The following is a 16,967-nucleotide window of genomic DNA, read 5'->3' as shown; positions in this document are numbered from 1 at the left end:
CAGACCATGCTGGAACTGCGCAAAGACATTTTCGCCGACGAGCGCGACGATAATCTCAACGAGATCGGCAAGGGCACACAGCGCCAGGACATGCTCGGCCACGTCACGGGCACATCGAGCTATTTCAACGACCACAAGCTCCAGGGCATGCTGCACCTGAAAGTCGTCCGCTCGACCCATTCGCATGCAAGGATCCGACGGATCGACACCGCAGACGCCGAGCGCTCAGCCGGCGTGCGCCGGATCGTCCGCGGCTCCGACGTGCCCCGTAACCTCAACACGCTCTTGAGCCTGATCAATTTCGGCAAGGACGACGAACCGTCGCTGGCCGTCGACAAGGTCCGCTACAAGGGCGAGCCGATCCTGGCTGTCGTCGCCGACAGCGAGCGCGAGGCGTTTGAGGCGATTGCAAAGGTGCGGATCGACTATGAGCCGTTGCCTGCCGTGTTCGACGTGGAAGATGCGTTGAAGGCCGGCGCACCGGTCGTCAACGATACTTATCCGAAGAATGCCTTCATTTATCACAACGTATATGACCACCAAAAACTCCGCTTCGGCGATGCCGATGCCGCGCTCGCGACCGCCGATCACGTGCTCGAGCAGCGCTACCAGATGTCGCCTATCGAGCACGCGCCGACCGAAACCAACGGCTCGATCGCGGCGCCAGACACCAACGGGCGCTATGTCGTCTATACTTCGACGCAGGCACTGTTCTTCTCAGTCGACACCTGCGCCAAGATTCTCGATGTCCCCTCGAACACCTTCCATTTCATTGGCGGCACCGTCGGCGGCGGCTTTGGCGGCAAGGTGGACACGCTGACCGAACCTTTATGCATCCTGGGTGCGATGCTGACGGGACGTCCCGTGCGCTACGTGTTCGGACGCGAAGAAGAGATGCAATACGGCCCGCCGCGCGGCGCCGAGCGCATCTACATCAAGGACGGCGTGATGCGCGACGGCCGTGTCGTCGCGCGAAAGATCCGCGCATATTTCGACAGCGGCGCATATACGCGGCTCTCGAGCTATGCAGCGGTCAAATGCGCAGCCCACCTGCCAGGGCCCTACACCATTCCGAACGTCTACGGCGATGTCTACTGCGTCTTCACCAACCGTACGCCGGCAACCGCGATGCGCGGCTTCGGCGTCACGGCAATGGATTTTGCGATCGAGTGCCAGATGGACAAGCTCGCGAACCTCGTCGGCATGGATCCGATGGAGTTCCGTATCCTCAATGCCTATCGCGACGGCGACATGAAGGCGCATCGGCGCGAGGCCAAGAACACGGCACTGATCGAGTGCGTCCAGGTCGCTGCCGAGAAAGCCAAATGGCCGATCCGCGACGAGTTCAAGCGCGCCTCTTCCCGCAAGGACGGAGGCGGCAGCCGCGCCGCCATCCCACGGACGCCTGCCGACACCCACGCACGGACAACCGCGCCGGCGCAGCAGCGCACGAGCTATGATCGCCTGCCGACGGCCGCGTTGCACGAACCACCGCGCGAGCCCTCACCACCAGCGCCGGCCCCGCCGCAGCCACCACGACCAACATCGCCCTCGCATGGGGCGGGCCGATTCTCATCCGTGTTCGGCACCAGGAGGCGTTGAGATGACCCGACATCGCGGACGCGGCATCGCGTCGGTCAATTATCCCATCGGCATGAACCTCGGCGGCGATCCCAGCCAAGCCCTGGTTCATTCCAATCCAAGCGGCAAGTTCACCGTGGCGCTATCCTCGATCGACCTCGGTCAGGGCATGAAGTCGGTAACGCGACAGATTTGCGCAGAGACGCTCGGCGTACCCGTCGAGGACGTCTATGTCGACACCGCCGATTCCGACACCGGCCCGCATTGCATGGGCTCGTTCGCCTCGCGCGGCACCCATCGCGTCGGCAATGCCGTGATGGCGGCGGCGCGCGAGGCGCGCGGCGTGATGATGGAGGCCGCCGCAGAGGAACTCGAGGTCAACGCCGCCGATCTCGAAACCGACGGACGTGGCAACATCCACGTCAAGGGCGCGCCGCACCGCTCGATCTCCACCAAGGACGTCGCCATCGCGGCGCAGTTCAAGCAGGGCAAGACCATCGCGGGTCGTGGCATCTTCCTGGTTCCCCTATCCAATGTCGATCCGGAAACCGGCGAGATGTCGCCGGCGACCTGCTACGCCCACGCCTGTCTCGTCGCCGAGGTCGAGGTCGACGACGAGACCGGCGAGGTCACGATGATCCGCATGGACTCCGCCTATGAGCTCGGCCGCGCGCTCAACCCGCGGCTGGTCGAGCAACAGCTCGTCGGCGGCGCGTGGATGGGTGTCAGTCACGCGCTCTACGAGACGCCTGAACCCTATTATCCCGACCCTATCCACGGCCCTCGCGACTTCGTCGAATATGTCATGCCCGGTCCTGGCGACATCTGCCCGCACGACATCGCCGTGTTGGAACGTCCCGCTCCCGATGGCCCCTTCGGCGCCAAGGGTCCCGGCGAAATGTGCGCGAATCCCGTATTGCCGGCGGTTGCGAATGCCATTTTCAACGCCGTCGGCGTCCGCATCGACGATCTCCCGATTACGCCGGAGAAGGTGCTGCGCGCGATCAAGGCCGAGGGCGGCGCGCGCCCTCAGGCGCGGCGCTGAGGTCTCGATGGCCGTCCGCAGCAACATCGTCGGCATCGACAGCCCCGAGGCACTGGAGAAGGCATTACGGGCGGCCTATTACCTCGCCGACGAGGGACTGGCGACCGCAGCCTATCTCGGGCTGGCACTCGGCAAGCCATTGCTGCTCGAGGGGGCGCCGGGCGTCGGCAAAACCGAGGCCGCCAAAGCTATTGCCGCCGTCCTCGGCCGCCGCCTGATCCGCCTGCAATGCTACGAAGGCATCGATGCGTCCGCCGCACTCTATGAATGGAACTATCCGCGCCAGATGCTCGCCATCCGTCAGGCTGGCGATGAGAGCATCGACATCTATGGCGAAACGTTTCTGATCGAGCGACCCATGCTGGCGACGTTGCGCGCGCCTGACTCGACTGTGCTGTTGATCGACGAAATCGATCGCGCCGACCAGGAATTCGAAGCCTTCCTGCTCGAGTTTCTATCCGACTTCCAGATCTCGATCCCGGAGCGCGGCACGGTGCGCGCCTCCGAGCGCCCGGTCGTCGTCCTGACCTCAAACCGCACGCGGGATCTTCATGAAGCGTTGCGGAGGCGGTGCGTCTATCACTGGATCGGTTATCCTTCCGCCGAGCGCGAAGCGCGCATCGTGATGATGCGGGCCTCCAGCGTCGCCGAGGGGACCGCGCGGGCCGTCGTCGCGGCCGTCGAGAAGCTGCGGCGCGAGCCGCTCAGCAAGGCGCCCGGGATTGCCGAGGCGGTCGACTGGGCTGAAGCCGCCACGCTGCTGCACAAGGGCGGCGCGCGGTGGCCCGATGCCTTCAGGCGCTCGATCGGCGTTGCCCTGAAAGAAGAGGAGGATCTGCACTTCATTTCGCCGCGGCTGGACGCCCTGCTGGCGGAGGCCTCTGCATGAGCGCCGAACCCGAACTGCCGCGCGCTGCGCGTGTTTTCATCTCGTTCGTGGGGCTGCTGCGAACGAACGGGTTTGCCGTCGCACCGGAACAGACGACCTCGTTCCTGGCCGCGATCCAGTTGCTCGGTCCCCGCAGCTTGGAAGACATTCGGCAGGCAGCCCTCGCAACATTGGCCCCTCCACCGGAGCGCCGCGCAACGTTCGACCGGCTGTTCGATCTGCACTTTCGCGGAAACGAGGCCATCGAGCGCGTCGATGACGGTGAGGACGACGAGACTGTTCGGCTGCAAGAGCAGGCCCGCGGAAACGATGAGCCGCTGTTGTCGGACGAAGCCAATGAATCCGGTCTCGCAGCTGCGCGCGCCGAAGCCCTGGTCGAGCGCCGCTTTGCGCAGCTCTCGACGACCGATGCGCTGCGCCGGCTGTCCCGCGAGGCGCCCAGGCGCCTGCCGAAGCGGCGCGGCCATCGCCGCATGCGGGCTCGCAGCGGGCCCTACGCGGATTTGCGCCGGACCCTGCGCGAGTCCGTTCGCAGCGACGGCGAAATCCTCCGGCTGGGACGTTTGAAGCGGCGACAACGCCCACGCAAGCTGTTGCTTCTGATTGACGTCTCCGGCTCGATGAAGACCCGCACCGAAGAGAATATGAAGTTCGCGCACACGCTGGTGCAGGCGGCGCCCAACGTCGAGGTCTTCACCTTCGGCACGCGGCTGACCCGCATCACCCGTCCGTTGCGTCTCAAGAGTCGAGAGCAGGCGCTCAGGGCCGCGGCCCATGCGGTCAGCGACTGGGACGGCGGCACCCGAATCGGAGACGCGCTTCAGGCCTTTCTCGCCGTGCCCCGCTTCGGCGGATACGCGCGGGGGGCGGCCGTGATCATCGTTTCCGACGGCCTGGAGCGGGGCGAACCCGATGCGTTGCGCGATGCGGTCGCGAAACTATCGCGTCGTGCGTGGCGCGTGAGCTGGCTCACGCCGCTCGCGGCTGGTCCCGGCTTTCGCCCGCAGACCGAAGCGCTGGTCGCGATCGAACGCTTCGTCGATGACCTCGTCGATGGTGGATCGAGCGCGTCGATCGTCGCGCATGTGCTGGCGCTGGGACAAAGGAGAGTTGCGTGACGGACATCGTCGATGGGCACCATCATATCTGGCGCCAGGCCGACCTGCCCTGGCTGGTCGGTCCGATGCAACCGCGCATCTTCGGTCCGTACGAGCCGATCCGGCGCGATTACCCTATAGAGGAATATCTCCGCGACCTCGAAAGCAGCGGCGTTACCCGGTCGGTCTATGTCCAGACCAACTGGGCCAATGACCGCTTCGAGGACGAGGCCGCCTGGGTGCAGCAGACCGCCGAGGAGCACGGCTGGCCGCATGCCATCGTAGCTTACGCCGACTTTTCAGTGGATGACGTGCGTCCACAGCTCGACCGCCTGAAGCGCTATGCCCTCGTACGCGGCGTTCGCATGCAACTGCATTGGCACGAGAACCCTCTTTATCGCTTTGCCGCGCGGCCGGATCTCTGCACCGATCCCGTGATCCAGCGCAATATCGCCCGCCTTGCAGAGTATGGCTGGAGCTTTGACCTTCAGGTGTTCACGCCGCAGATGTCGGACGCCGCACGCCTTGTGGAATCCTGTTCCCAGGTGACCTTCATCCTCCAGCACGCCGGCATGCTGGAGGATCTTTCACCTGCAGGTCGCGCTGGCTGGCGCGCCGGGATGGCCCGCCTCGCCGCATGCCCGAACGTCGTGTCGAAACTGTCAGGGCTCGGAACCTTCATCCACCGCAACGACCCAGCGCATATCGCGTCCGTCCTGACCGATACGATTGCGATCTTCGGTGCCGAACGCTGCCTGTTCGGCTCGAATTTTCCGATCGAGAAGTTATGGACCAGCTACCGCGAGTTGACCGATGCATTCCGTGCCGCCGCGGCGCCGCTACGCGACGATCAGCGCGAAGCCGTTTTCAGGACCACTGCCATGCGCGTCTATCGGCTCTGAGCGCCGAGGAAACAACGAGAACGGACACAGGGAGGGACGGAATGCCGCTGGAGATCAAGATTCTGGACTATGGCGATATTGAGCTGGAATCGAGCTTTTTGGTTCTCGGCCGCGATTGCGGCCGCACCCGCCGCGTCCTCACCCTCGGTTTCCTGATCCTCGGCGGCAAGTATCCGGTCGTGGTAGACACGGGTTACCGCTCCAACCAGATTATGGAAACGCTGGGCATGCGCGGCCTGCAGTATCACGAGCACATGATCGAGAACCAGCTTGCGCGGCACGGCGTGCGGATGGGTGATGTGCGCTTCGTTTGCCACACCCATCTGCACATCGACCACGCCGGCAAGGACGATCTGTTTCCGATGAACACGACCGTCGTCCTCAACCGTCGGGAGCTTGAATATTCCGTGTCCGGCCTGATGCATCCGCAATATCCGGCGCCGGATATCAAGCATCTGATCGACCGTCTGCACACCAAGAGTGCGCTGCGCTTTCTCGACCTCGAGATCACAGGTCCTATCGAGCTGATGCCGGGCGTCTACTGCGACGCTGCGAATGCGCATACCGAGGGCTCGATGAACATCATCGTCGAAACCGCCGACGGCATCGCCACCATCTGCGGCGACGTGATCTACGATTTCAACGACCAGATCGTGACGCCCTTCAACGAGATCCATGACTGGGAGCCGCGCACCACGGGGAACCACGGCACCACCAAGCGCGCCGAGAAGGCCGCCATCAAGAAGCTGCTCAGCAATTCGCGCTATCTGCTGCCGGTCCACGACCGTCCCGCCAAGATCGAAGGCGGCACCGTCGTCGGCCGGCTGCACGACCAGGTGCCTGGACCGGTCGTGCAGTCCCTGCCCCAGCGCAGCTGGTTTCCGGCCTAGACGCCAGAGGATGGACGATGACGCACGTCACCTTGCGCTCCGAATTCGAGACCCTGATCGATCCTTACGCACCGGCCGCGCAGATCGGCACCGGTTTTGACTTCACGGAGGGACCGATCTGGCATCCGGTCGATCATTATCTGCTGTTCTCGGACATGCCGGGCGACGTGCGCCGGCGCTGGGATGCGCGGCGCGGCATCGCCGAGGCCAAACGTCCGTCGAACAAATGCAACGGCATGACCTATGACGCTGAGCTCAATTTGATCGTTTGCGAGCACGCGACATCGTCGTTGATCCGCGAGCGGCCGGACGGGCGGCGCGAGGTGCTAGCGTCGCACTTTGGGGGGCAGGAGCTTAACAGCCCCAACGACGTCTGCGTGCACTCCTCCGGCGCAATCTATTTCTCGGATCCCTGGTACGGCCGCATGCCAGTCTATGGCGTCGAGCGGCCAAGGCAGCTCGGTTTCCAGGGCGTCTATCGCGTCGTGCCCGGCGCCGAGCCGAAGCTGGTCGTTGACCGCAATCTGTTCGACCAGCCGAACGGGCTGTGCTTCTCGCCCGACGAGAAACTGCTCTATGTCAACGACACCGTGCAGTCACTGATCCGCGTATTCGACGTCAACGGCGACGGCTCGCTGTCGAGTGCGCGTGTATTCGCGAGCGGCATCCGCTCCGAGCTCGAGCCCGGCTTGCCCGACGGCATGAAGTGCGACCAGCACGGCAACGTCTGGGTTACCGCACCCGGCGGGGTCTGGGTCTATTCGCCGCGGAGCGAGCTGCTCGGCAAGCTCCGCCTGCCCGAGCTCGTCGCCAACCTTACCTGGGGCGGGCCGGATTTTCGCACGCTGTACCTGACTTCGACGCACTCGGTCTATGCCATTCCCACCAAGGTCGGACCGCGCCACGAACCCTATATGAGCGGCAAGCGAGGCGGCGGCACAGCGGCCGCCGGCTCTGCTTCCGCTGCACCCATCCTCGCCGATGGTGAGATGCAGCTCGACCCGCGACGCTGCGCCATGATCATCCAGGATCTCCAGAACGACGTCATCATGGACGGTGGTGCCTTTGCCGATTCCGGTGCGCCCGGGCATGCTCGCCAGCAGCATGTCGTCGAGAATGTTCGTCGCCTGGCGGAAACCGCGCGGGCGCGCGGCGTCGCCGTCATTCATGTCTGGTTCGTCGTCGAGCCCGGCGCGCCCGGCGTGACGCTGAATGCGCCGCTGTTCGAGGGGCTCGTCGACAGCAGGGCGATGGTGCGCGGAAGCTGGGGCGCGGCACCGGTCTCAGGTCTCGAACCACGGCCCGGCGATTTCGTGGTCGAGAAGGTTCGAATGAGTGCTTGGGAAGGCACGCGGCTCGAAACGATTCTGAAAGCCACCGGCCGCGACATGATCATCAACACCGGCGCCTGGACCAACATGTCGGTCGAGCACACGGCGCGGACCGGTGCCGACAAGGGCTACTTCATGATCGTTCCCGAGGATTGCTGCTCGACCATGAATGCCGATTGGCACGCCGCGTCGATCAACTTCGCCATGCAGAACGTCGCCGTCGTAACCAAGGCCGATGCGGTCATCAAAGCGCTGGGATGAGCGGTGGCGAAGCTCCTGCACCTGTCCTGCTCGCCCCGCGACGACTCCTGGTCAAGCGCCGGCGCACGCGTTTTCCTCGACGGCTTTCGCCGAGCTCGGCCCGACTGGGACGTGGACGTCATGGATATCTGGCGCGAGCGCCTGCCGGAGTTTTCAGGCCCGATTGTCGAAGCCAAATATGCACGGATGAAGGCGCAAGCCTTCAACGACGCGCAGCGGGACAGCTTCGCGGAAGCCGAGCGGATGGCGGTGCGCTTAGCGCTCGCCGAGCGGGTGCTGATTTCGACGCCGATGTGGAACTTCAGCATTCCCTATAAGCTCAAGCAATGGTTCGACGTCATCGTCCAGCCCGGCCTCACCTTTCGGTTCGACCCTTCGCTAGGGTATGTCCCGCTGCTGAAGGACCGGCCGACCATCGTCATCATTGCCAGTGGCAGCGATTTCGCCACCGGAATGAACCGCGGGCGCATCGACATGGCAACGCCTTACCTGCGCGAAATTTTGCGTTTTGTCGGTATCAACAATGTCCGTTTCATTCCAATCGGACCAACCACCGGACCGCCAGAGCTCATTGAGGCGGCCCGCGAACGAGCCCATCAACGCCTGGCAGCAATGGCCGCGAGCTTCTGATGCACTCCGCAAGCGACTCGAAGTTACGGCAGATTGTCCCGCAAAAAAATATCGATACGAATGCGCTCCTGGTCGGGGCTGATGGGCTCACCCGAACAATGCGCGAGCAGGACTCGCGCCGCAGACCGTGCCTCGTGGCCGGGATCCTGGTTGATGATGGCATCGAGCGCGCCGCGGACCAGGAAACGCCGTGTGTACTCAGTCAGCTCATGCGCAATCCAGACCACCTCGCGCACGCGTCCGGAGGCCTCGAGCGCATCGGCGATGCCACGGTTCCCGGCGCCGCAGCAGTAGATGCCGCGCAGGTCGGGCTGTCTCGCGAGCAGTGCTGCAGTGAGCTCCCGCGTCCGCTCGCTGTCGTCGCGGCCCTCGATCACCGGCAGCGCGAGCAGGTTCGGATACTCGCTGGACAGGATCTGGTGGAAGCCGAATTGCCGTTCGGTGTGATCGCGCAGCGACAACGATCCCGCGATCACGGCCACCGTCCCCTCGCGACCAGTGAGGAACCGTCCCATCAGCGTTGCAGCGGTGCGGCCTGCCGCCGGGTTGTCGATGCCGACATAGTGCATCCGGCGCGAGGTCGGCGCGTCCGACACGAGGGTCACCACAGCGACCCCGCGCGCGGCGAGTTCGTCGATCGCGGCGCGCACCCTGGGATGATCGAGCGCGATGACGGCGACGCCCTGATACGCCGGCGAGAGATTTTCCAGCGCGGCGGCGAGTACATCCGGATCGAACACGTCGACATGGAGGATATCAATGAAACCGCGCTGGCCGGCGAGCCAGTCCGCGGTGCGCTGGACCTGCTCGGTCAAGTTGGTCATGAAGCTGTTGCTACCGGTCGGCAGCACGAAGGCAAACCGGAACGTCTGCCCCCGGGCAAGCCGAGCGGCCGCGACGTCGGCTCGATAGCCGAGTTTTGCCACGGCGGCCTCGACCCGCGCCACGGTCTTGGCGCGCACGCCCTCGCGCCGGTTGACGACGCGGTCGACAGTGGCGAGCGAAACACCCGCCGTGCGCGCAACGTCCTCAAGCGTGGCGCGAATCACCGGCTGGGTCGCGCCAGCATTCATTCGCGCGCCGCCCACAACATGCCACGGGTCATCAACGTCCGGATCTCCGGTACGTCGAGCTCGTAAGCGCGGTGGCCGAGCGAGGAGTAGAACACCCTGCCCGCGCCGTATCGCTTCTTCCAGACTACGGGCATCACCACGCCCTCGATCCAGGGCGCGTGCTCGCCGGTGAAGGTCGTCGTCGCCAACACCTCGTTGGCGGGATCGATATGCATGTAGTACTGCTCGGAACGATGCTCGAAGCTCTTCAGGCCCCTCATGATGGGATCATCCGGCTTCGTCAAGTCGACCTTGTAGTCGATGATGTTGCCGGGATGCGCAACCCACTGCCCGCCGCACAGAAACTGGTAGTCGACGGAATCGCGGAACGCGTCGCCCATGCCGCCATGATGGCCGGCGAGCCCGACGCCGCTCCGGACCGCAGCGCAGAGATTGAGCGCTTCCGCCTTCTCGATCTTCGACATGGTATAGATCGGGATGATCAGCGACAGGTCGTGAATCGCGGGATCGGCGAACGCGGCGGTGGTGGTTTCGGTCCGCACCTCGAAGCCTTCCGCCTTCAGCCAGCCGCGGATCATCGAAGCACAGAGATCGGGATCGTGTCCCGGCCAACCGCCCCATACAATCATTGCCTTGCGCATGTTTCTGTCCTTAGTCGATCTGTCCGGTTTCACGCCCGGCCGGGAGCATCTCCGGCCGCTCGACGCAACTCTCGATCTTGACGCGTCGCCCTTCGTCGGCAGAGATCTGGAACGCTTCCATCACCTCCAGCACGTGGAAAGCGAGCGCGCCGCTCGCACGATGCGGCCGGTTGTTCAGTATCGCGGAGGCCATATCGGCCGCGCCAATGGAACGGAACTCGCCATCGACATGACCGTGGGTCAGCGGCACCGGCTCCCAGTCGCCGCCGGTCTTGGCGACCTGCACCTCGCCGCCGAAGCGGTTCGGATCGGGCACGAGCATGCTGCCCTTGTCGCCATAGATCTCAATCGGCGCGTGCCGGTGCTTCGGCACATCAAAGCTCATCGCGATCGAGACGACCGCCCCGCTCTCGAATTCGAGCGTGCCGGCGACATGGGTCGAGACTTCGACCGGGATCAGCGTTCCGTTCATCGGCTGGCTCGTGACCAGCCGCTCGGATTTCGGACGCGCGGTCGAGCCCATCACGCTCGCCACGGGGCCGAGCAGCTGCACGAGGTCGGTGATGTAGTACGGGCCCATGTCAAGCATAGGCCCGCCGCCGCGCAAATAGTAGAAACCCGGCGCCGGATGCCAGCGCTCGTGGCCGGGGCAGCCGAAGAACGCGCTGCCGGCCACGGGCGTGCCTATCGCGCCATCGTCGATCAGCTTGCGCGCGGTCTGGTGCCCACCGCCAAGGAACGTATCGGGCGCGCAGCCGACGCGAAGACCCTTTTGCGCGGCGAGATCCATCACCTTGCGGGCTTCCGTGACGTTGATGCCGAGCGGCTTCTCGGAATGAACGTGCTTGCCGGCGGTCAACACCGCCAGGCTGACGTCGGTGTGGGCGAGTGGCACGGTGAGATTGATGACGATCTCGACGTCGTCCCGCTTGAGCAGCTGATCAACCCGCATTGCCGGCAGCCCGAAGGCGGCGCCCTGCCGCTCTGCCGCATCGCTGCGCATATCGGCGAGCGCCCTGATTTCCATGACCGGGAAGCGCTGGGCCGCCTTCAGATAAGCGGTGCTGATATTGCCGCAGCCGATGATGCCGATGCCGACTTTTCTCATTGTGATCTCCGTGAGGTACCGTTCATCCCTTGACCGCGCCGGCGGTGAGGCCTGCAACGATGTGTTTCTGCGCCAGGAGGAAGAGAATGATCGTCGGCAGGATGGTCAACGTGATGAAGGCCAGGATCAGATGCCACTCGGACGAATACTCGCCCTGATAAACCATGATACCGAGCGGCCAGGGGTAGAGCGCGTCGGTGTTGAGCATCACCAGTGGCAGCAGATAGGCGTTCCAGCTGTTGACGAAGGTGATGGTACCGACGGTCGCCAGGATCGGCCGGGATAAAGGCAACGTCACATAGCGGAAGAATTTGATATAGCTGCAGCCGTCGACCAGCGCGGCCTCTAGCAGTTCGTACGGGATGTCCTTGAAGAAACGCCGCAGCAGCAGCACGCTCATCGCCAGACCGAAGGCCGCCTGCGGCAGGGCAACGCCAAAATATGTATCGAGCAATCCGAGATCGCGCACCTTGATGAAGAGCGGCAGCACCGCCGTCGCGGCCGGAAACAGCAGGCCCAGCGTCAGGTAGCTCAGCAGCATCGAGCTGCCGTAGAACCGGATATGGGCGAAGGTGAACGCCGCCATCGAGGCGACGATCAGGGTCAGTGCCACCGTGAGGGTCGAGATGATCAGCGAATTGCGCAAGAGCTGCCAGTAACGTGCCGAGAACAGGATATCAGCATAGTTCTGCCACTCCCAGTGACGTGGCAAGCCGAACGGATTGACGCGCAATTCGCCGAGCGATTTGAAGCCACCGAACAAGGTCGCGAGCAGCGGTACCACTACGATGATGGCAACGACGGCGAGGAACACCATCTTGAACAGCATTGAGGGATCGAACGGCGCACGGATCGCCTTGGCGTTACTCATCGCGCATGAACCATCGCTTGTACGTGAAGGCAAAGGTCACGCAGATCGCAAACAAAATGACGCCGATGGCGCTGCCGTAGCCGACCCGCATCCGCGAGATGCCGTTGTTGTAGAGGAAGCTCACCATCGTGTTCGAGGAGTCCGCTGGTCCGCCGCGCGTCAGGGGCATGACGAGGTCGAACAGCTGCAGCGAGCCGACGATGGCGAAGAACACGGAGAGCCTTATCGTCGGATAGAGCAACGGGATGACCACATGCCGCAAGGCTTGCGATCGGGTCGCGCCGTCGATGCGCGCCGCCTCGACCAGGCTCTTGTCGAGGCCCTGGAGCGCCGCGATGAACAGCATCATGTGGAAGCCAAAGTACTTCCAGACGACCACGATCAGCACCGCCAGCATGGCCGTATCCGTCGAGGCAAGCAGATGCGGGGGCTCGGCGCCGAAGCTGCGCCAGATCGAAGCCACAAGGCCGTAGTCGCCATCATAGACGAAGCTGAAGATCAGCCCGGTTGCGATCTCCGCCAGGATATAAGGCATGAAGAACAACATGCGCAGCGCCACCGCCCCCCGAAAGCGTTCGGCCAGCATCAAGGCCAGGGTGAGCGCAAGCGGTAGCTGGATGGCGAGCGAAACAGCGATGATCAGGCCGTTGTTACGCAGCGCGAGCCAGAAGGCGCGGGTCTCCAGCACGAAGCGGTAATTGTCCAAGCCAATCCAGCTGGTCGGCCTGCCGAACCCGTTCCAATTGAAGCCCGAATACCAGGCTGCTTCGCCGATCGGCAGCACAACGAACAACGTGAACAATAGCAGCGCCGGCGGCAGGAACAGGATGAGCACCGTCAGCCTGCCGTCCCAACTCGGGCCACGGACCGTGACCTGGGGCACCATCTCGCCAGCAGCGCCGATCGCCGACACGCTCGCGGTCCGCCGCGCCACCGTCAGTTGCCCTGCTTCCACGCCGCCTCGATCGCCTTGGCAGCCTCTCGCGGGCTCATGCTGCCGCCGGCGATCTCGGCCGTGACGTCGTTGACGACGCGGCCGACCGACGGACCCAGGCTCTGGTCATAGAAGTTCTGGTGATAGTTCGACTTTGCCAGATTGGCGGCGATCAGCTTCATGAAGGCGTTGTTGAGGCCGACATCCGCGCCCTGCACCACCGGGATAATGAAGTTGCCGGCGGCAAGCCGCGTCTGCACCTCTTTGGAGACGAAGTATTTCAGGAAATCGACGGCTTCCTTCGGCGAGCCTTTCGTAACCAGCCAACCGGTGATGCCCCCGAGCGTATCGGTCGGCGCGCCCTTGCCGCCGGTCACGACCGGGAAGTCGAACCAGCAGATCTTGTCTTCGGTCAATCCGACCTTGTCAGCGGCGAGAGCGCGCTGCAGATGATAGACCGTGCTGATCGCGAGCGTCATCGCCGCCTTGCCGTCCCCGAAATAGCCGACCGCCTGCGGGTTCTTGAAACCAAGGAAGCCATTCTGGAAAGGTTGGAGATCCACGAGTTGCTTGAACAGCTCGCCGGATTTCTGGAAGGTTTCCCCGGCAAAGCCCCCGTTCTCGCCGCGCAGCGCCGCATCGAACGCCGCCTTGCCGCCGATGCGCACAGCAAGATGCGTCCAGTAGAAGTGCAGTGGCCATTTGTCGGCGCCGCCGACCACGATCGGGGTCACGCCGGCGGATTTCAACGCCTTCACGGCAGCAAGCAGATCGTCCCAGCTCTTGATCCCGGCAGGATCGACCTTCGCCTTGGCCATCAGCTCCTTGTTGCAGAGGAAGCCGACCTGCGAGAGCGCCGTGGGCAGACCATAAACGCGGCCGTTGCTGGTGAAGGCGGCGAGCGCCGCGGGTGTGAGACTGTCGCTGTAGCCTTTCACAGAATCGGTGATGTCGTCGAGCACGCCGGCCTCGATCTGCGTCTTCAGCACACCGCCGGCCCAGCTGTAGATGATGTTGGGCCGGTCTTTGGATTGCAGGATGGTCGGCAGCTTGGCCTTGTAGGCCTCGTTCTCGAGGAACTGCATCTCGACCTTGACGCCCGGATGCGCCCCCTCATAGGCGCGCGCAACCTCCTCCCAGATTTTGACCTGGGCCGGGTTGGCCTCGATGTGCAGCCACTTGACCGTCGTTTCGGCCGCAGCGAGGTTCGCCCCCAACAGGCAGGCGAGAACGGCCAGTCCCAGTTTCCCGAGCAGTCTCATCACATTCCTCCCGACGGCTTTCATTCTTTGGTGCAATCCTGCCTTCGATTTTTGAGGTACGCAACTAAAATTCTGATCTATGCACCTCACGAAGGAGGTCGCTAAGGTGAGCGGGAGAGTCGGGCTGCGCATCGCGCTGCCCCAACGCAAATCGAGGGATATCCATGGCTGCCGTTTATTCCGACCTCGCCGGCAAGGTCGTTCTCGTCACCGGAGGTGCATCCGGAATTGGCGCTGCGATCGTGCGGCGCTTCGCCCAGCAGAAATCCAATGTCGTGTTCTTCGACATCAAGGTTGGCGAGGGACAAACCCTGGCACGCGAGCTGTCGGATCAAGGTCTTAGCGCGCGTTTCATGCGTGTCGACTTGACCGATATCGCCGCGTTGCGGGCCGCTGTCGCGGAGGCGCGCAACGCGCACGGCGCGATCAACATCCTCGTCAACAATGCCGCACATGACGAGCGGCACAGCACCGAGGAAATGACACCGGAATATTGGGACAACCGTATCGCGGTCAACTTGAAGCACCAGTTCTTTGCTGCGCAGGCCGTGTTGCCCGACATGAAGGCGGCGAACGCCGGCGCCATCATCAATTTCGGCTCGGTGTCGTGGATCGCCGGACAAGGCGGCATGGCCGCCTACACCGCCAGCAAATCAGGCGTGATCGGTCTCACACGCTCTCTGGCGCGCGATTACGGCCCCTACAATATCCGCGTGAACGCGATAGCGCCGGGATGGATCATGACTGAGCGCCAGCTCGATAAATGGATGACGCCAGAGGGCGAGGTCGAGCTGATGCAACGACAATGCCTGAAGCGCAAGCTCATGCCGGACGAGGTCGCGAAGTTCGCCATCTTCCTCGCTTCAGACGAAGCCTCCGCTTGCACAGCCCAGCACTACATCGTCGATGGCGGCTGGGTCTGAGGCGGACCAAACCAGATCGTGCAATAGCGCGCCGCTACTTTGCCAGGCGAAACTTTCCGCCTTCGACCTTGATCAGAAAGGCCGAGCGCTCATCATAGCCATTGTGATCGGCCTTGCTCATGTTCGACAGCCCGTTGTTGAGATAGATGTTCTGGCCACGTTCGAGTGTGTCTCGCAGAGCCGCGCGAAATTCGGCTGTGCCAGGCTTTGCCATCTTCAGCGCATCCGGCGCAGCTTTTCCGATCAGCGCCACGAGATCCCAGAGGTGAGCAGCGAACATGTTGGGCTTTTGCCCGTTCGCCGCTTCATACGCGGTCAAGAACTCCTCCGTCGAGCGACGGAATGGATCTCCCGCGGGAAGATCGGCGGCAATGGTAAATGCCTCGCCTGCGAATACCGCACCTTCGACGTTCGCGCCACCGAGCTTGATGAACTCCTCACTGGCTACGCCGTGTGTTTGAAATATCTTCCCGGCGTATCCGCGCTCGCGGAGCGCCTGCTGCGGCAAGACCGCCGGAGTTCCTGCGGACGCGATGAAGATGGCATCGGGATTGGTCGACATCACCTTCAGCGCCTGACCGGTGACGCTGGTGTCGGCGCGCGCGTAGACCTCATGTGTGGTCACGGTCAGCCCCAACGCAGGCGCGAGGCGGCTCACCTCCTTGTAGTAGCCCTCGCCATACCCATCCGAAACGCCGATATAGCCGAGCGTCTTCACGCCTGATGTCGCGATATGCTTGAGGATGGCAGCCGCCATGAGGTCGTCATTGGGAACGACCTTGAAAGCCCAGGCGCGCTTCTCATCCATTGGTTGAACGATGGCGGTAGCGGCAGCGAGCGACAGCAGCGGCGTCTGCGATTCAAGCGCGACATCCAGCATCGGCATGGTCACCGGGGTCAGAGAGGAGCCGACCAGCACGTCGACCTTGTCCTGGATCACCAGCCGGCGTGCGTTCTGGATGCCTTTGGTCGAATCCGACTCGTCGTCCAGGACGATATAGGTCACCTTCTCTCCACCGATCTCTTTCGGAAGAGCTTCAACCGTCTTTAGCTGCGGCTGTCCCAGTGCGGATCCGGGGCCGCTTGCCGAAATCACGATTCCAATTTTGATGTCCGCGTGAGCAGCATTTCCATAGAGGACGCATGCCACAAAAAGCGAGGCTCGCGCGAAACTGATCTTCATGTCCGGTTCCTCCCTGTCCGCTTTGATGCCTCCGCCGGCTGCATCGGGCGCCCCGGCTCGAGCTTGCAGGTGCTGCACCCGAGGTACCGTCGCCACTCAGAAGGCATGTCGTCCGACATACGCGTTTCCTCCTGCGGTCCCGAGCAACCGGGCGAACCATGCTAAGCGGATCGCGGCAACGTGTCTGTCCCTAGCGGTAGGGACAAGACATAGATCGCCGAACCGGAATTCCGAGGTAGGCGGACGCACCGCCGCGTTCTCGCGGCGCATTTCGCCCGAGCTTTGCTTGGTCATTCCACCCTCTTGTCCAAGAGGGCGCAGGGAAGGCCGGGTGCTGACCTCGCAC

At 63.5% G+C, this 16,967-nt stretch carries 16 protein-coding genes; 9 read left to right on the top strand and 7 right to left on the bottom strand.

The annotated features are described in order from the left end of the window. The first annotated feature begins 6 nt into the window (after positions 1-6). From AC0L2F_RS10395 to AC0L2F_RS10360, 8 genes are read left to right on the top strand one after another with little or no spacing between them, the layout of a single operon-like run. Entirely contained in the window at positions 7-1,602 is a 1,596-nt protein-coding gene (locus AC0L2F_RS10395; protein ID WP_473248307.1) for a xanthine dehydrogenase family protein molybdopterin-binding subunit, read from the top strand. A gap of 1 nt (position 1,603) precedes the next feature. Beyond that, the gene (locus AC0L2F_RS10390) at positions 1,604-2,626 is read left to right on the top strand and encodes a xanthine dehydrogenase family protein molybdopterin-binding subunit (RefSeq protein WP_063992928.1); all 1,023 of its coding nucleotides are present in this window, start codon (positions 1,604-1,606) and stop codon (positions 2,624-2,626) included. A 7-nt stretch (positions 2,627-2,633) separates the two neighbouring features. Next, complete coding sequence (locus AC0L2F_RS10385) at positions 2,634-3,515, top strand: AAA family ATPase (RefSeq protein ID WP_473248306.1); 882 nt, start codon at positions 2,634-2,636, stop codon at positions 3,513-3,515. Next, a complete protein-coding gene (locus AC0L2F_RS10380) occupies positions 3,512-4,633 on the top strand; it encodes a vWA domain-containing protein (RefSeq protein ID WP_473248305.1) in 1,122 nt (373 codons plus the stop codon). Before AC0L2F_RS10385 ends, AC0L2F_RS10380 begins: the two co-directional genes overlap by 4 nt. Next, positions 4,630-5,514, top strand: a complete 885-nt coding sequence (locus tag AC0L2F_RS10375) for an amidohydrolase family protein (RefSeq protein WP_473248304.1) — start codon at positions 4,630-4,632, stop codon at positions 5,512-5,514. The genes AC0L2F_RS10380 and AC0L2F_RS10375 overlap by 4 nt, the downstream gene beginning before the upstream one ends. Positions 5,515-5,555: 41 nt before the next feature. Then, on the top strand, positions 5,556-6,404 hold the full coding sequence (locus AC0L2F_RS10370) for an MBL fold metallo-hydrolase (protein ID WP_007608636.1): 849 nt from the start codon (positions 5,556-5,558) through the stop codon (positions 6,402-6,404). Positions 6,405-6,421: 17 nt separating this feature from the next. Beyond that, positions 6,422-7,996, top strand: a complete 1,575-nt coding sequence (locus tag AC0L2F_RS10365) for an isochorismatase family protein (protein WP_473248303.1) — start codon at positions 6,422-6,424, stop codon at positions 7,994-7,996. A 3-nt stretch (positions 7,997-7,999) separates the two neighbouring features. Continuing rightward, complete coding sequence (locus AC0L2F_RS10360; RefSeq protein WP_473248301.1) at positions 8,000-8,626, top strand: FMN-dependent NADH-azoreductase; 627 nt, start codon at positions 8,000-8,002, stop codon at positions 8,624-8,626. A 23-nt stretch (positions 8,627-8,649) separates the two neighbouring features. On the opposite strand, the gene AC0L2F_RS10355 is transcribed toward AC0L2F_RS10360, so the two are convergent. From AC0L2F_RS10355 to AC0L2F_RS10330, 6 genes are read right to left on the bottom strand one after another with little or no spacing between them, the layout of a single operon-like run. After that, a complete protein-coding gene (locus tag AC0L2F_RS10355) occupies positions 8,650-9,699 on the bottom strand; it encodes a LacI family DNA-binding transcriptional regulator (RefSeq protein ID WP_007608629.1) in 1,050 nt (349 codons plus the stop codon). Then, positions 9,696-10,340 (bottom strand): ThuA domain-containing protein, encoded by a 645-nt coding sequence (locus tag AC0L2F_RS10350; RefSeq protein ID WP_473248300.1) that lies wholly within the window; start codon positions 10,338-10,340, stop codon positions 9,696-9,698. The genes AC0L2F_RS10355 and AC0L2F_RS10350 overlap by 4 nt, the downstream gene beginning before the upstream one ends. Before the next feature lie 10 nt (positions 10,341-10,350). Further along, the gene (locus AC0L2F_RS10345) at positions 10,351-11,448 is read right to left on the bottom strand and encodes a Gfo/Idh/MocA family protein (RefSeq protein WP_473248299.1); all 1,098 of its coding nucleotides are present in this window, start codon (positions 11,446-11,448) and stop codon (positions 10,351-10,353) included. A 22-nt stretch (positions 11,449-11,470) separates the two neighbouring features. Continuing rightward, positions 11,471-12,319 carry a carbohydrate ABC transporter permease gene (locus AC0L2F_RS10340; RefSeq protein WP_027517157.1) on the bottom strand — a complete coding sequence of 283 codons (849 nt, stop codon included), beginning with the start codon at positions 12,317-12,319 and terminating at the stop codon, positions 11,471-11,473. Continuing rightward, positions 12,312-13,253 (bottom strand): carbohydrate ABC transporter permease, encoded by a 942-nt coding sequence (locus tag AC0L2F_RS10335; protein WP_473248518.1) that lies wholly within the window; start codon positions 13,251-13,253, stop codon positions 12,312-12,314. The genes AC0L2F_RS10340 and AC0L2F_RS10335 overlap by 8 nt, the downstream gene beginning before the upstream one ends. A 2-nt stretch (positions 13,254-13,255) precedes the next feature. Beyond that, a complete protein-coding gene (locus tag AC0L2F_RS10330) occupies positions 13,256-14,515 on the bottom strand; it encodes an extracellular solute-binding protein (protein ID WP_473248298.1) in 1,260 nt (419 codons plus the stop codon). Positions 14,516-14,679: 164 nt separating this feature from the next. Between AC0L2F_RS10330 and AC0L2F_RS10325 the strand changes: the two genes are divergently transcribed. Then, positions 14,680-15,438: an SDR family NAD(P)-dependent oxidoreductase gene (locus AC0L2F_RS10325; protein ID WP_473248297.1), complete on the top strand. Its 759-nt coding sequence runs from the start codon at positions 14,680-14,682 to the stop codon at positions 15,436-15,438. 34 nt (positions 15,439-15,472) lie between these two features. Here AC0L2F_RS10325 and AC0L2F_RS10320 read toward each other — a convergent pair whose 3' ends face one another. Continuing rightward, positions 15,473-16,621, bottom strand: coding sequence for an ABC transporter substrate-binding protein (locus tag AC0L2F_RS10320; RefSeq protein WP_473248296.1), 1,149 nt, complete (start codon positions 16,619-16,621; stop codon positions 15,473-15,475). Between the last annotated feature and the right edge of the window lie 346 nt (positions 16,622-16,967).

This window comes from Bradyrhizobium sp. Ken64 (assembly GCF_055807555.1).
The sequence above is the reverse complement of the archived record's forward strand: the minus strand, read 5'-3'. Positions and strand labels throughout refer to the sequence as shown.

Bases quoted from the DNA above. Each gene is read 5' to 3' on its own strand.
- AC0L2F_RS10395 (WP_473248307.1), top strand. From the start codon at position 7: ATGCTGGAACTGCGCAAAGACATTTTCGCCGACGAGCGCGACGATAAT.
- AC0L2F_RS10390 (WP_063992928.1), top strand. From the start codon at position 1,604: ATGACCCGACATCGCGGACGCGGCATCGCGTCGGTCAATTATCCCATC.
- AC0L2F_RS10385 (WP_473248306.1), top strand. From the start codon at position 2,634: ATGGCCGTCCGCAGCAACATCGTCGGCATCGACAGCCCCGAGGCACTG.
- AC0L2F_RS10380 (WP_473248305.1), top strand. From the start codon at position 3,512: ATGAGCGCCGAACCCGAACTGCCGCGCGCTGCGCGTGTTTTCATCTCG.
- AC0L2F_RS10370 (WP_007608636.1), top strand. From the start codon at position 5,556: ATGCCGCTGGAGATCAAGATTCTGGACTATGGCGATATTGAGCTGGAA.
- AC0L2F_RS10365 (WP_473248303.1), top strand. From the start codon at position 6,422: ATGACGCACGTCACCTTGCGCTCCGAATTCGAGACCCTGATCGATCCT.
- AC0L2F_RS10355 (WP_007608629.1), bottom strand. From the start codon at position 9,699: ATGAATGCTGGCGCGACCCAGCCGGTGATTCGCGCCACGCTTGAGGAC.
- AC0L2F_RS10350 (WP_473248300.1), bottom strand. From the start codon at position 10,340: ATGCGCAAGGCAATGATTGTATGGGGCGGTTGGCCGGGACACGATCCC.
- AC0L2F_RS10345 (WP_473248299.1), bottom strand. From the start codon at position 11,448: ATGAGAAAAGTCGGCATCGGCATCATCGGCTGCGGCAATATCAGCACC.
- AC0L2F_RS10340 (WP_027517157.1), bottom strand. From the start codon at position 12,319: ATGAGTAACGCCAAGGCGATCCGTGCGCCGTTCGATCCCTCAATGCTG.
- AC0L2F_RS10330 (WP_473248298.1), bottom strand. From the start codon at position 14,515: ATGAGACTGCTCGGGAAACTGGGACTGGCCGTTCTCGCCTGCCTGTTG.
- AC0L2F_RS10325 (WP_473248297.1), top strand. From the start codon at position 14,680: ATGGCTGCCGTTTATTCCGACCTCGCCGGCAAGGTCGTTCTCGTCACC.
- AC0L2F_RS10320 (WP_473248296.1), bottom strand. From the start codon at position 16,621: ATGAAGATCAGTTTCGCGCGAGCCTCGCTTTTTGTGGCATGCGTCCTC.